Genomic DNA, 14974 nt, shown 5'->3' with positions numbered 1-14974 from the left:
AACTAAAGCCTATTGATTTAATATCTTTGCAAACCAACAACGAAAAGAAATTTATGCAAGACAAGAAAGTCCTAAATTATATTGAAAACGTCATCCAAAACATGCCCACAGACTGGATTGGTCTAACAACTCATCGTTTAGATATTTATAATGAAGAATTAGCAAAAATAGAGTTTACAGCAGCCTTCGACAACCTCTATAAAAGTGATAACTTAGATAAAACGGCTTTAGAACAATTACCTACAGCTTACGATTATATTCGCTTAGGACATCCATTGTCTTGTGTTTTAGAATGGGCAATTGCTAAGTTACATTATATTGATCCAAAAAATGTGATTAGCTTTTCTTCTCAAACCGCACCTATTTTGGCAGTTTTAAGAAAAAACTTATTCGATGGAAAAAATACGCGTATCATTTATATAGATGATTTACCTGAATCTTTCAACGCTGAATTAGTAAGACAAGTTTACGGCTATAATTTTGATCTAAAGAAAGTTGAAAGTATAGATGCTATCACTGATTTTGATGGCAGCTGTATCGTAATTTCTAATCACAAAAAAGTAGAGATAAACAGACTTGAATCTAATGTTGATTTTTACATTAATCTTTATCCTAATCTAGGAAGTGTATGCATTATAAATGGTACTGAAAACGAACCTTATATTTCGACAATTCAACATTTGCGAAGACGTGAGACGATTTCAATGACTCCAGCTAACTGTCTAATAGCTTTAAATACTTTAAGTGAAGCGCGCAATTTTATTAGCGACAAAAACAATGTCAAAACACATAAAGCTAGTGTATTAAACTCAATAAAAGCCATAACAGGCACGACTTCTAAACCTTTGGTTGGCTCTAGTGGTCTTTCAGTTCAATATGCTATTATGATGGGACTAATTGATGATGGTCTAGAAAATCATCCAGGAAAAGCGATTAAATTTTTAGTACCTCCTAATTGCTATGGTGGCACCAATGACCAAGCCAGACGCGTTGCTGCTTGTCTCGATAATGTTGACATCTTAGATTTACCAGTAGATGGTGATAATGATATGGTACAAAGTATTGACAGGGTACTTTCTAAAGTTGCTGATGAAGATGCTGTACCCTATATCATCGCAGAGATTCCTACAAATCCAAGAGTAGAGGTTCCAGATTTAGACCAATTAAAAGCTGTTTTAACCAAAGAACGAATAACATCAAAAGGTCATAGTGCTACTGTACCTGTGTTTATTTTAGATCAAACCTTTTGTCCGAATATTCACTTTTTAGGTGAAGGTAAAATACTCTCAGCAGTAAAAACAATTGCCTATGCTAGCGGCTCAAAATTTCCAAGTGGTGGAAAATGTACAGTAGGATATTGTGTCACTAATAAAAAAGCAGAGGTACTATTAGAAAAAATAGAACAGCATTTAACCTTATGCGATAATGAAGCTACCGATTTACAATATGAAATTTTAGCCGAACAATTGCCTTCTATGCTACAACGTATAAATGACGCATATACAAACACACGTGAGTTTGTTAACTTTATTGAAGACACCTTACCTGATGCCAAAATTAATTTTGTGTCTGAGGATCTAGCTGCACAAGGTTTTACACCTTCTGTATTTTCTTTAGACTTGCCAACAAAAGGTAATACAGAAGAAGAACGAGAAACCTATAAACGCACTTTAAATTTAAAGCTCATCAACTTAATGATTTCTAAAATCCCTAACGAGAGTAAATACTGCGTAAGTTATGGTCAACTAAAAGGTTGTTATTGGACTATACCAGCCACGTCTACCCAAGGTACTACTTCAGAAGGCGATAAAGATTATATTGCAAGAGTTTCAGTATCACCTAATTTGGATTTGGAAAAACATAAGGATGTATTTATGAAGTTTGTTGAGAGTATTTAGCGTCTAGCTATTTAACTTTAATTTGACATTCTAAAATTTTTCAACGAACTTAGCTATCGACTGATATAAGTCATTAAAACGGACTCATATCACTAAAGATAGCTAATCTTCTAAAAAAGTCCTTTAACCTCATCAAAATCCAAACCACCATAATTACCAGAACTCATCAACAATAAAGATTTGTTTTTAAAATTCTGAGAAAATAAGAAGTCTTTAAAATCATTGGGATTAGTATAAATGATTAAATCATCGCGTTCAAAAGCAGTTGCGATTTCCTCGTGCGTAACTTCTTCGAGCTTTTTAATTTCAACGGCATGTGGTGAATAGAAAACCACAGCCACATCTGCAGCATCTAATGCCCCTTTGTATTCTTTTAAAAATTCTGCATTAAGACTACTGTAGGTATGTAATTCTAAACATGCGACTAAAGTCCTATCGCTATATTGTTCTTTTACAGCTTTTGTCGTAGCCTCTACTTTACTTGGTGAATGTGCAAAATCTTTATAGGCGACGCATTTAGAATTTTTAGCTATTTTTTCTAGACGTTTACTAGCTCCTTTAAATGTAGAAATAGCTTCGTAGAAGTCATCTTCATCAATGCCCATATGTTGGCAAATCCATTTAGCACCAGCTAAATTATTAAGATTATGTGCACCAAAAACTTCAATTGGCATTGGTCCTTCTGGTGTTTCTAATAAGGTTTCACCATCTTCTACTGTATAGTTTGGAGTACGATATGGTAACTTTCTAATTTGGTTTTCTGAAGCTTCAACCACACGTTTAACTTCTTCATCTTCTTCATTGTAATTAATACTTCCACCTCTAACAATAGAATCTATAAATATCCTAAACTGTTCTACATAATTCTCATATGTTGGGAAGACATTAATATGGTCCCACGCTATGCCACTTAATAAAGCAATATTAGGCTTATACAAATGAAATTTTGGTCGTCTATCAATAGGTGAACTTAAATATTCATCACCTTCTAAAACTATAAAATCATTGTCTTCTGTAAGCTTCACCATTACATCAAAACCTTCAAGTTGGGCACCAACCATATAATCTACATCTCTGTCGTGATAATGCATAACGTGCAAAATCATTGAAGTTATGGTTGTTTTTCCATGGCTTCCTCCAATCACCACTCTTGTTTTGTCTTTAGCTTGTTCATACAAAAACTCAGGATAACTATAAATTTTTAAGCCGAGTTCCTGAGCTTTAAGTAATTCAGGATTATCTTCTTTAGCATGCATTCCTAATACAATAGCATCTAAATGGGACGATATTTTTTCAGGAAACCAACCAAACGATTCTGGCAATAATCCTTTAGCCTCTAATCGAGATTTTGAAGGATCAAAAATAGTGTCGTCACTTCCTGTAACCCTATAGCCTTTATTATGAAGTGCTAAGGCCAAATTGTGCATGGCTGCACCACCTATAGCGATAAAATGTACGTTCATGTAACAAATATAAATATAGATGAGAGATTAATGAACAGAGAATAGAGAAAAAGTAAAACTTGATTATCTTCTCAATATATCTGATCTCTTTTCCAGTATCTATATTCTTAGATCTATAAGTCCGGATTTACAGCCAAACTATTAAAAAGCTTCGCTTTTGTGTTAAAGAATTTATTCTGAATTTCAATGGCTTTTAGTTGCCCATCTATAAGCTTTGATTCTCGAGAGTTTACTAAAAACAAAGAGCTTTCACCTAATTCAAACTTACGCTCTTCAGATTGCAACATACGTTGATAATCCGCTATCATCTGGTTAGTAATTTCGTTTTGCGCCACATAAGATTCCAACTCTTGCTTTAAAGCATCAATTTTATTTTGAAGTGTAACACGTGTAGCTCCTATCTCAAATTCTGTGTCTTGCATCTTTAATTGTGCCAATTTTAAATCGCCACGTTCTTTTCTTAAAAACAATGGGAAACTCACATTAAAACCACCTTTATATTGCGCTGTATTTAAACTTCTTGCTACTTCAGGAGTTTGCGTTAAGAAATTATACTCTACATCAATTCTTGGCAATAATCTATTGGCTTTTAAACGCGTATCTACTTCTAGCCCTTCTAGCTTATAACCTAATGAAAGAATTTTAGGATGTTCTTCTATTATGGTTTCATCACTTCGCAACTGATTGATATTAAAGGTGTCATCTACTATAGGCTCAGTATTAACATCTGGAATCACATCTGGTTGCAATTCCACCGGAACGTTGTTATCTAACCAAAGAAAGCTAGAAAGCTCTAAAGCGGCTTTTAATAACTTTACTTTAGACTGTTCTAAACCTAATCGCCTATTGTTAAATGCTATACGTGCTTCGGTAGCATCAATTTCTGCATTTTCTCCCACATCAACTCCTCGTTGAATACCTTCAAAGCGTAGCTGTGCATTCACTAAAAAATTTTCAAAAAGTTTTAATTCGTTATATGCCTTTAACCATTTAAAATACACTAGTGAAGCTTCAAATAAAATATTATTGACATAGATATCGCGATCTGCCTTAGCTTGCTCTCTAAACAAGCGTGCTTGTTTTAGTGCTGCCATTCTATTATTAATGAGTAACCCTTGACCTAATGGTACCATGACTCCTGCACTATATAACCCATCTTCTGGTACAAATGCTTCAGGATTTAGGAAATCACCAGTATTCTCATCAAATTGGGCTTTAAGTTCAACACCAAACCAAGTTGGAATTTTAAACGTTCCATTTAGTCTATCAAAATACTCTGTGCCTTTAAATTTTTTGCGATCGTAATCTACTTCTAACTTAGGATCGAAAGCACCTCGAGACTTCATTAACTTAGCCTGACTTTCGTCTATAACCAACTCTGCCTGTCTTACGATAGGGTGAAATTTCTTTACAAAGCCTAGGTACTCATCAAAACGAAGTACATTATCTAAACTTTCGGTTTGGGAAAATCCTGTAAGACTGAAACCAATAAGTAATACTATAAACTTTAGCTTCATTTAATGTCCTTTTTTAATTTTAGTTTTAACTGTGCCTTCTGGTTGATAGTAATTTGGCGGAAAACCGTTGAGTTTTCGCCATAATTCGAACCAAATTGGCACATCGTCTAACAGTGCCATTGTAAATGCACCGGAGCCTGCTCTAATATCCTTTGGCCACTTGTGATCGTCTTCATCTGGCGCAAGTAAAACACGAAATCTACCATTATCACTAATAAAATTTTCAATAGCCACTACTTTGGCTCCATAGGTACCATAAGATACATTTGGCCATCCACTAAAAACAATTGCAGGCCAGCCATCAAACTGAACACGTACTTTCTCTCCGATATGCAGTAATGGTAAATCAATTGGCTCAACAAAGGTTTCTACTGCAAGATCTACTCTTGCTGGCATTATACCAACTAATGATTCACCTTCTTTAAAGGTCTGCCCTACACCAGCTCTAAGCGCCTTATTAATATATCCATCATAAGGTGCTTTGATATAACGCAAAGAATCTCTAATTTGATAATTTGAAAACTCATTAGCCAACTTACTTACCTGCGCTTCGGTATCAAACTGATTGGACTGAGCGGTCTGTCTATCACTCTCCGCCTTAGATATTTTATCTTCGAATTCTGCATTTACTCTAGAGATTTCAAATTTTGCGTTAAGCACTTCATTTTTACTCTCCAATAATTTATTTCTCTGAGATATTAACTTAGCTTCAGTCTCCTGAAGTTTCAATCGTTTATCCTCTACATCTCTTGTTGCCATAAATCCTTCATTTTCTAAAGTTACGGTACGATCGTATTTACGTTGTGCAATTAGTTTATTTGTTTTAGCCGCTTCTAAATCAATGCTGTCACTCTCTACCTTTAATCTTGCCTGAATTAATTTATTTTTTGCTTGCTCTAGTTTTAATTGTCTTTGATTTTTTAACGCAGCTATCTGCCTATTGAGCGCTCTAACCTTTTCTTCGTAAGAACCAACAGAAAGTGCTTTGGCATCGCGTTGCTGACCTGTTCTCGCAACTAAATCAGGATCGAAATATTCACTTTTAACTTCTGAGATTTTTATTATGGTGTCGCCTTTTGCGACAAAATCACCTTCGAGTACAAACCACTGCTCAATTCGTCCAGGAATTGGAGACTGAATAGTCTGTGGTCTCTGCTCTGGAGTGAGTGTCGTAACGTTTCCTCTACCAGTGATATTCTGAGTCCAAGGTAGAAATAACACAATAATTCCAAAGATGGCAAATGCGCCTAAAAATCTATTGAAATGTTTGTAATATTTTTTATTAAATACGTGTTTACTGGATTTAAACACACTTAAATCTACGTTCTTATTTATTGGGTTTTTAGATATGTTAAGCATAGTTATAAATCTTAAATTATTTCTCCTCTTTTTAACGTAATTACTTCCGTGCACTGACTTGACCAGGCATCATTAAAGCTTACCACTATGAGAGACCAACTATTTTTTTCATCAGTAAGTTTTTGTATGATCTGTTTCGCCTCTTTACTCTCAAAATGCTCTAGTGGTTCTTCTAATATTAATACTTTTGGCTTTTTAAGAATTGCACGTGCTAATACTATTTTTTTGGCCACAGTGAAAGACATTTGTTTTCCTTCTGGATATATAATGGTTTCAAGTCCTCTTTCAGTTTCTTTTAAATAGTCTCTTAAACCAACAATATCTATGGCCTTTTGTATATCATCATTGGTTATAGATTTATCTGATAAGGTTAAATTATCTCTAATACTGCCTTCAAAAGGTGTCTCATCAGATAAGGATAATCCTAACAATGATCTGTAACTATTTAACTGAATATTTTGAAGTGCTTCATCATTTACAAAAATTCTTCCGTTTGTCGGTCTAATAATTCCTGCAATTATTCTGAGTAAACTCGATTTACCTGCACCACTTTCACCTTGAATTAATATTCTGGATTTATCTTTAATGGTTAAACTAACGTCTTTAAGAATATGTAATGATCGGTTAGGCACTTGATAACTGACTTTATCTAATTCTATTTTAATTTCATCTGTTGTTTCTAAAATTATACCTTTCTGACTTTCAATTCTCTTATCTACAACTTGTCCCATTTTTTCAAGAGAGGTTAATATATCGTAAAATGACTCCAATCCTAAAATTAATTTTTCTACCGAGTTGATAACCAATAATATAATAATCTCTGCAGCTACAAACTGTCCAATATTCATTTCTTGGTTTAACACAAGCAGACCACCAATAATTAAAAGACCGGCAGTAACTATTACCTTAAATCCGACCATTTGAATAAACTGAATCACCAGAATTTTAAAGTGGCTTTCTCTGTCTTTTAAATAGCCATCAACAAGTTTATCATTTTTATCTAGTGCTAAGGACGTTTTACCAGAAACCTTAAAACTGATGATTGCACGGGCAACTTCCTGTATCCAATGTGCCACCATATATTTCTTCTTAGATTCTTGCAAACTCGTTTGCATCCCTTTTTGTATGGTGAATTTAAATACCACATAGATCAGCAAGACTAGGAGAATACCAAAGGCAATAAAAAATGGATGATAAAATGACAGTAAGATTAAGGCAAATACAATTTGTAACACCGCTGTTGGTACATCAATTAGTAATTTAGATAATCCTTTTTGAACGGTTAATACATCGAAAAAACGATTAGCCAATTCTGGTGGATAATAATTTCTAAGTTCGTCCATTCTAATCTTTGGAAACCTATAGGTGAATTCAAATGATGCCCTCATAAAAATACGTTGTTGTACGGTTTCTATGATACGCATTTGCATTAATTGTAGTATACCCACAAAGGCAACTCCTATGGTTACTAATACTACCAAAACTATCCATGATGTGCTCACTTGAGCGCCTTGAATTAAATTTATAATAGCCTGTATACCTAATGGTAATGTTAAACTAATTAACCCAGAAAAGACAGCATAATATATAACCTGTACCAGGTCTTTCTTTTCTAATCTTAATAGTCCAATAAAACGCTGCCATGGTGTTAAAATTGGCTTATCTTGATTCATCTGTTGTTGGTTTTAAAATCGTTAATGCTAAATTTGAAAAGTAATCGGTAGGTGTAATTTTTTCCCCACAGTCGGTTATAGAACTAAAGTGTTCTTTTAAAAAATGCTGATGCAATGCACCTTCCACAATAGTACTCGCAAGACTTAATGGAAATTTATAATCTGGATCAATATTGGCAATCATATCACTAAGACGTCTTATTAATCGTTTATACACTACAAAATAGCCTTCTTTATTCTCACTATCCACCTCTTTAGTTAGGTATGATTTTGAATATTCATTAATAATAATTCTATGGAGCTTTACTTCATTGATATGGGTAAACGTAACATCTTGCTCTATAGTTTTAGTGACCACCTCTATAGCTTTAAACAATTGTTCAGTTTTATCTGGCATATTATAGGTGGCAAATACCAATTGATATTCTATCCATGCCCAATACCAAGACGTTAAATATAATAGCAGTTTATGTTTACTTTCAAAGTAACGGTAGATAGAACTTTCATTAGAACCTATTTTTGACCCTAACTTCTTAAAAGTGAAACTATCGAAACCTATCTCGTCAATTAATAAAATACTATGTTCTATAATGCGTTTCCCTAAATCTGATGACTCAGGGTCTTTTATAAAGATCTTATCTGGTACAGCAATCTTTAAATTTGATAGTAAATTTATCATTTGTAAAATATTTGATTGCAAATATAATAGTATTACTATCATTTTTGCATATTTAACAAATATTTAGCACCCAAAAAGAGTTATGGATGTTATAAGTAAATTTTATATTTCTAGTCTAAAGCTCTGAAATCAAGGATTTTTCCTCCTTAAATACGTCGATCTCAGGTAAGGTTGTGATAGCTTTATCAATCCACTTAAGTGCAGCCGTTTTATTGTTTTTATGCTTGTAGATTTGCGCTAAGCGATAATAAGCCCATGCTTTTGGCACACCGTCTTTAGCAGAATGATTAGATAAATAAGCTTTAAGACACTTTTCCCCTTTATCTAGTTGGATGTTATAGTCTGCACAAACTTTACCGATTTGATAGTGCATAGCATTTCTTTGATGTTTCTTTTGTGCCGATTCAAGGTTATCTATAGCTTTTTCCGGTTGTTTTTGATCTTCATAAAAATTGGTAAGTTTTTCATAACAGGTTACTGAACCGCCAACTTTTATAGCTAATTTATAATATTTTTCAGCTAGTTCTGGTTGGTCATCATATTTATACACGTAACCTTTTGCTAAATAACCATCTACTTTAGATAATTTTTCTAATTCGTTGGCATACTTTAATGCTTTTGAGATACTTCCACCGACTATTCCAGGTAGTGATATATAAAGCTCTACTAATGCCCAACGTGTATCAATATGTTTTGGATCTAATTCCGCCGCCTTTAAAAATGCAGATTTAACATCTCCTATAATCCCTAAAGCTCTTAGCTTACTTACGCTTAATGCTTTCATACCCAATGCACCACCATACTTATACTGGTAATTGGCATTATTTGGTTCTCTCTCAGTTAAAGTCTTATACTGTTCAATAGCTTCATCCCATTTTTTTTCGTGTCCATAGGCATTACCAAGCAACTCCATAGCTTGCTCATCTTCAGTATTTTGCTCTAAGAATTCTGTTAATTCATTCTGAGCACTCTGAAATTGTTTACTATCAATTAAAGTCTTAGCTTTTTCTTTAGCATCTTGGCTGTAAGAGGAAAAAGATAGCATCAAAATCCATAACAAATTTCTCATAAAAAAGCATTTCTATTAATGCAAAAATACAATTTAATAACGTTCCGTTTCAATCACAAATTGATTAACTTCACTCATCCAAATAAGGCGTTTACGCGTTATGACTGTTTTTGGAATACCTTTTGAAGGTATTTTTAAACAAAATTGAAATTCAGAATGAAATACTATATCTCTCTATTAATGATTCTATGTTTTGCTAATTTTTCTAACGCTCAAGATGACTTTGACAGTCAATGGAACGCTGTTACTAAATATGAAAAAGAAGGTCTTATCAAAAGTGCTGCAGAAGTCGTAGATACCATTTTTAAATCCGCCAAAGAAAAAGAACAATCGCAACAACGTATAAAAGCATTACTTTATGAAAGTAAGTATATGCTAGTTTTAGAGGAAGAAGCCCAGCTCAATATTATTGATTTATTTAAATCTGAAATTAAACTTACAGATAACCTCGTCACCAAACATATTTTGGAAAATATGTTAGCCAATATGTATTGGCAATATTTTCAACAAAATAGATATCAGTTTTATAATCGAAGTAAGACCGCAGTAAAAAATAGTGAGGATTTTAGAACTTGGGATTTAGAAACCCTCTTTAATGAGATACATGTTTATTTTCAGCGTTCATTAGAAAACGGAATTCTACTACAGCAAGAATCACTTAGCAAATACAGCATGCTTTTAATTGAAGCTGAAAACTCTAAAACATTCCGACCAACCTTATTTGATTTATTAAGTCATAATGCCTTAGCTTTCTACAAAACAGATGAGAATAGCATAACAAAACCTGCTTATAAATTCAGTATTGATCAACCAGACTATTTTATCGATTATGACACCTTCTCTAACTTAGAAATAGAAACTAAAGACACGACCTCTTTGCAATTACATTCACTTAAGATTTACCAAAACCTTTTTAAAGCACATGTTCCTGACGGCTCTCCATATCCTATAGTCTCTAATAATATTGAGCGACTCAAATTCATTTTTGAGCACTCTACATTAGACAACAAAGAAGATTTATATTTTGAAGCATTATTAAAGGAAAGTGAGAAAACTAAAAGCTATCCGTATTCGTCTTTATACGATTTTGAAATCGCATCTTTATACCAAAAACAAGGTAACAGGTATAATAGCTCAGAACCAGAAGAAGTTAATAGTAACCATCGATGGAAGCTAAAAGAAGCCATAGAACTTTGCAATAAGGTCATTGAAAAACACCCAGAGAGTCAGGGAGCTAAAAAATTTGAAGTATTAAAACAGCAGATTCTTCAACCTAATTTAAGACTGCAGGCAGAAGGCTTTATACCAATTAATTCACCTTCTCGCATATTAGTCAACTACAAGAATCTTACTAAGCTTAGATTTAAGATTTATAAGATCAGTAAAAGTCAGCTAAAATCGTATAACGAAAGATATAATGCAGCTGAAAAAACACAATTCTTCAAAAACTTACGTATCACCCAAACTTTTGAAAGCAGTCTAAAATCTGAAGGTGATTTTCAAAATCACAGCACTGAAATCATTTTACCTGAATTAAAAAATGGTCTATATCTCATAAAAGCAGAAACATACGCTGATGAGAATGTGTTCGCCGTTGCACATCTTCAAGTTACCGATTTAGCACTTACAGAAAGTTCTGAAGATGATAAAGTTAATTACCAACTCATCAATAGAACCAATGGTGAACCAATAGTAGATGCTGACATTAACATCTCATATAGAAACAATAATAATAGAACGTTTTCTAAAATATTTGTAACCAATCGTTTTGGAAAGTTTGAATTTAAAAGAGACAAGAACTACTATCGAGCAGTTGAAATAAAAGCTGATTACAAGGACGACATTGCCTTTTTTGGAGATTACTACATCAGTCGAAAATATAGAGAACGAGAAAATAATGATACCAAATATAATGTCTTTCTATTTACAGATCGCAGTATCTATAGACCAAGACAAACCGTCTATTTTAAAGGTATAGCTATAGCAACCAAAGATGGTAAAACTAAAGTTTTTACAGATAATGTAGCCAAAGTAAAATTAAAAAATGTTAATGGTGAAGATGTTAGTGAGCTACTTTTAAAAACAAATGAATTTGGTTCTGTAAGTGGAGAATTTATCTTACCAAATGATGGCTTAACAGGCGGTTATACTATTGAAATGTTCTGTGGTAATTTTGGTTATGCAACCTTCTCTGTAGAAGAATATAAACGCCCAAAATTTAAACCAGAGTTTCAACCCATTTTCGAAACTTTTAAAGTCAACGACAGCATAACTGTACTTGGAAAAGCCATTGCCTTTGCTGGCAGTAATATCACTGATGCTAAGGTGGTATATCGTGTAAAGCGTCAAGTTCAATTTCCTGGCTGGTACTATTGGAGACGACCTTATTTTAATTCTGAACCTCAAGAAATCACCTTTGGAGAAGTTAAAACTAATAGTAAAGGTGAATTTAAAATCACGTTTAAAGCCATTCCTGATGAAAGCGTATCAAAAGATAATTTGCCGGTTTTTAAGTATGAAATAACAGCTGATGTCACCGATATTAATGGTGAAACCAGAACAGCCACAACTATAGTTAATGTAGGTTACCATGCTATGATGTTGAACATAGTATCATCTGATATCATCGATACAGCTAAAAAGAAACACAAAATAGAGTTAGTGTCTCAAAACTTGAATGGTGAGTCTGTACCTGCAATAGGCACATTAAAAATCTATAAGCTCGAAGCTCCTGAAAATGTTCTAAGAAACAGACCGTGGAATGCACCAGATTATCAGATTATTTCTAAAGAAGAATTTAAAAGACTGTTTCCACACGATCCTTATAACAATGAGCATCTATTAACCAATTGGAAAAAAGGAAAAGAAGTCTTTAGTGCTAACTTTAACACTGAAAAGGACAAAAGTATCATCCTTAAAAAGTTGAAGAATTGGGATTCTGGTAAGTATATCATAGTGGCTGAAAGTCAGGATAAATTTGAACAAATTGTAAAAGATGAAAAGTATATCTCACTATTCAATAACTCTGATAAAAATATAGCAGATCATCAGTTGTTTGAAGCCACTTTAGATAAAGACTCTTACAAAGCCGGAGATATAGCGAAGCTCACTTTAGGTTCAGCTGCCAAGGACATCACCGTAACCGTTGACATTGAAAAGGATAATGAAATTATTGTAACACAATTAGTAAGACTCAACCATTCTAAAAAAACGATTAGTATTCCTGTTTTAGAAAATGATCTTGGTGGTTTTGAAGCACATTGCAGTTTAGCAGCATTTAATTCTTATGTTTCGCAAAGTTTTAGAGTTAATGTGCCTTATCCTAAAACCGACTTAGACATTGAAACTGTAACCTTTAGAGATAAATTACAACCAGGCCAAGACGAAACCTGGAGTTTTAAAATAAAAGGCCCAGAAGGAGATAAAGTTTCAGCTGAATTGCTGGCAAGCATGTACGATGCCTCTTTAGACGAATTTAGAGCACATAACTGGAATTTCAATCCTATTTACTACCCAGAATATTACGGACGTGTCAATAAAAATGGATATGGTAGTTTCCAAAACACCAACTTTAGACTCTTTAATCGTTTTGCACAAATTAGTGGTTATCCAAGTCAAAACTATGACCAATTGAATTGGTTTGGATTGTATTTTGGTTACGGAAGTTCCCATATTAGAAGAACGCTAGCAAGAGTACCTGGTGTTAAATTTGAAGATTACAAAGATACACCAGAAGAATACTTAATGATTTCAGAAGATGCAGTTGAAAATCTAGAAGTAAGAGAAACTGACTCTGGTATTGATTATATGAATGCAGGTGGGCGATTAAATGATAGTGTTTATTTTGAAACAGTTGGAAAATTCAAAACTTCAGAATATTTAGATGATCCAGACTACTCTTTTTTATCGAAAAAAGCTAAAATTGTTTCCAACAAAGGAAAGAGTATCCAAATCCGGAAAAACCTAAACGAAACTGCATTTTTCTTCCCACAATTGCAAACCGATGCAGAAGGTAACGGGAGTTTTAATTTTAAAGCACCAGAAGCCTTAACCAAATGGAAACTGCAATTATTAGCTCATACCAAAACTTTAGAAAGCGCAATCATGCAGTTAGAAGCCGTCACTCAAAAAGAGTTAATGGTCATAACAAATGTACCACCTTTTTTGCGCGAAGGTGATAAGATTAGAATATGTACTAAAATCGCAAACCTCACAGAAAAGCAATTATCTGGTGTTGCTCAATTATTATTGACAGATCCTATTAGCGGAAAATCTATTGATAGCGAACTATCCAATACTGAGAATGAATTAAGGTTTGAAGTAAATGCTAGAGGGAATATTCAAGTGACTTGGAATTTAACTATTCCAGAAGGTATACAAGCTATACAATATAAAGTCATTGCAAAAGCTGGTAACTTTGCTGATGGTGAACAAAATGCGTTACCTGTATTATCTAACCGAATGTTAGTAACCGAAACCTTACCAATGTGGGTACGTTCTAATCAGACTAAAACATTCACTTTAGATAAATTAAAAAACACTACCTCAACAACCTTAAGCAATCATAAATTGACTTTAGAAATGACGTCGAATCCAGCCTGGTATGCCTTGCAGGCATTACCATATTTAATGGAGTACCCTTATGATTGTAATGAGCAGGTTTTTGCCCGTTATTATGCCAATACACTAGCCAAACATATAGTTAATTCAAATCCTAATATTGAAGCTGTTTTTAATCAGTGGAAATCAACAGATGCTTTGTTGAGTAACTTAGAGAAGAATCAGGAATTAAAAGCCTTATTAATTGAAGAAACACCTTGGCTACGTGATGCACAATCAGAGACTGAACAGAAAAAACGTATCGGATTGCTATTCGACCTTAATAAAATGAGTAGTGAATTACAATCTGCTCAACGAAAACTGAAGAACAACCAAATGTCATCTGGTGCATGGTCCTGGTTTAATGGTGGTAGAGATAATCGCTATATCACACAACATATTATCGCAGGATTTGGCCATTTAAAACAACTCAATGTCAATCAGAGTGGTAATAAGGAAAATCTCATTCAAAGCGCTTTTAGATATTTAGATCAGGAATTTGTGAAAGAATACAATAACCTTAAAAAGTATAACAAAAATATAGATTTAAGTAAAGACCATTTGTCTTACATGCAACTGCATTACTTGTATGTGAGAAGCTTTTACCCTGAATTAAAGCCATCTAATGACGTGCAAAAGATAATGGACTATTATAAAAATCAAATACAGTAGTATTGGTTAAAGCGTTCACTTTATGCCAAAGGACTTATGACCTTA

General features: G+C 33.5%; 8 protein-coding genes. 2 read left to right on the top strand and 6 right to left on the bottom strand.

Features of this window, described 5'->3' with window-relative positions; all coding sequences use genetic code 11:
* The first annotated feature begins 53 nt into the window (after positions 1-53).
* Entirely contained in the window at positions 54-1898 is a 1845-nt protein-coding gene (locus ACTG3Y_RS11250) for a cystathionine beta-synthase (protein WP_439153021.1), read from the top strand.
* Between the two features lie 110 nt (positions 1899-2008).
* Here the strand turns inward: ACTG3Y_RS11250 and ACTG3Y_RS11245 are convergent, their stop codons facing one another.
* From ACTG3Y_RS11245 to ACTG3Y_RS11220, 6 genes are all read right to left on the bottom strand, one after another.
* A complete protein-coding gene (locus ACTG3Y_RS11245; RefSeq protein WP_439153020.1) occupies positions 2009-3361 on the bottom strand; it encodes a UDP-N-acetylmuramate--L-alanine ligase in 1353 nt (450 codons plus the stop codon).
* Positions 3362-3474: 113 nt separating this feature from the next.
* Positions 3475-4878, bottom strand: coding sequence for a TolC family protein (locus ACTG3Y_RS11240; protein WP_439153019.1), 1404 nt, complete (start codon positions 4876-4878; stop codon positions 3475-3477).
* Positions 4879-6237, bottom strand: a complete 1359-nt coding sequence (locus tag ACTG3Y_RS11235) for an HlyD family secretion protein (protein WP_439153018.1) — start codon at positions 6235-6237, stop codon at positions 4879-4881.
* Positions 6238-6248: 11 nt separating this feature from the next.
* Positions 6249-7910, bottom strand: a complete 1662-nt coding sequence (locus tag ACTG3Y_RS11230; protein ID WP_439153017.1) for a peptidase domain-containing ABC transporter — start codon at positions 7908-7910, stop codon at positions 6249-6251.
* Positions 7897-8589 carry a TetR/AcrR family transcriptional regulator gene (locus ACTG3Y_RS11225; RefSeq protein WP_439153016.1) on the bottom strand — a complete coding sequence of 231 codons (693 nt, stop codon included), beginning with the start codon at positions 8587-8589 and terminating at the stop codon, positions 7897-7899. Before ACTG3Y_RS11225 ends, ACTG3Y_RS11230 begins: the two co-directional genes overlap by 14 nt.
* A 115-nt stretch (positions 8590-8704) precedes the next feature.
* Positions 8705-9658, bottom strand: coding sequence for a tetratricopeptide repeat protein (locus tag ACTG3Y_RS11220; RefSeq protein ID WP_439153015.1), 954 nt, complete (start codon positions 9656-9658; stop codon positions 8705-8707).
* A gap of 156 nt (positions 9659-9814) precedes the next feature.
* On the opposite strand from ACTG3Y_RS11220, the gene ACTG3Y_RS11215 reads away from it, so the two are divergent.
* The gene (locus ACTG3Y_RS11215) at positions 9815-14929 is read left to right on the top strand and encodes an MG2 domain-containing protein (RefSeq protein WP_439153014.1); all 5115 of its coding nucleotides are present in this window, start codon (positions 9815-9817) and stop codon (positions 14927-14929) included.
* Positions 14930-14974: the final 45 nt, after the last annotated feature.

The organism is Winogradskyella sp., assembly GCF_965656915.1.
Lineage (GTDB): Bacteria > Bacteroidota > Bacteroidia > Flavobacteriales > Flavobacteriaceae > Winogradskyella.
The sequence above is the reverse complement of the archived record's forward strand: the minus strand, read 5'-3'. Positions and strand labels throughout refer to the sequence as shown.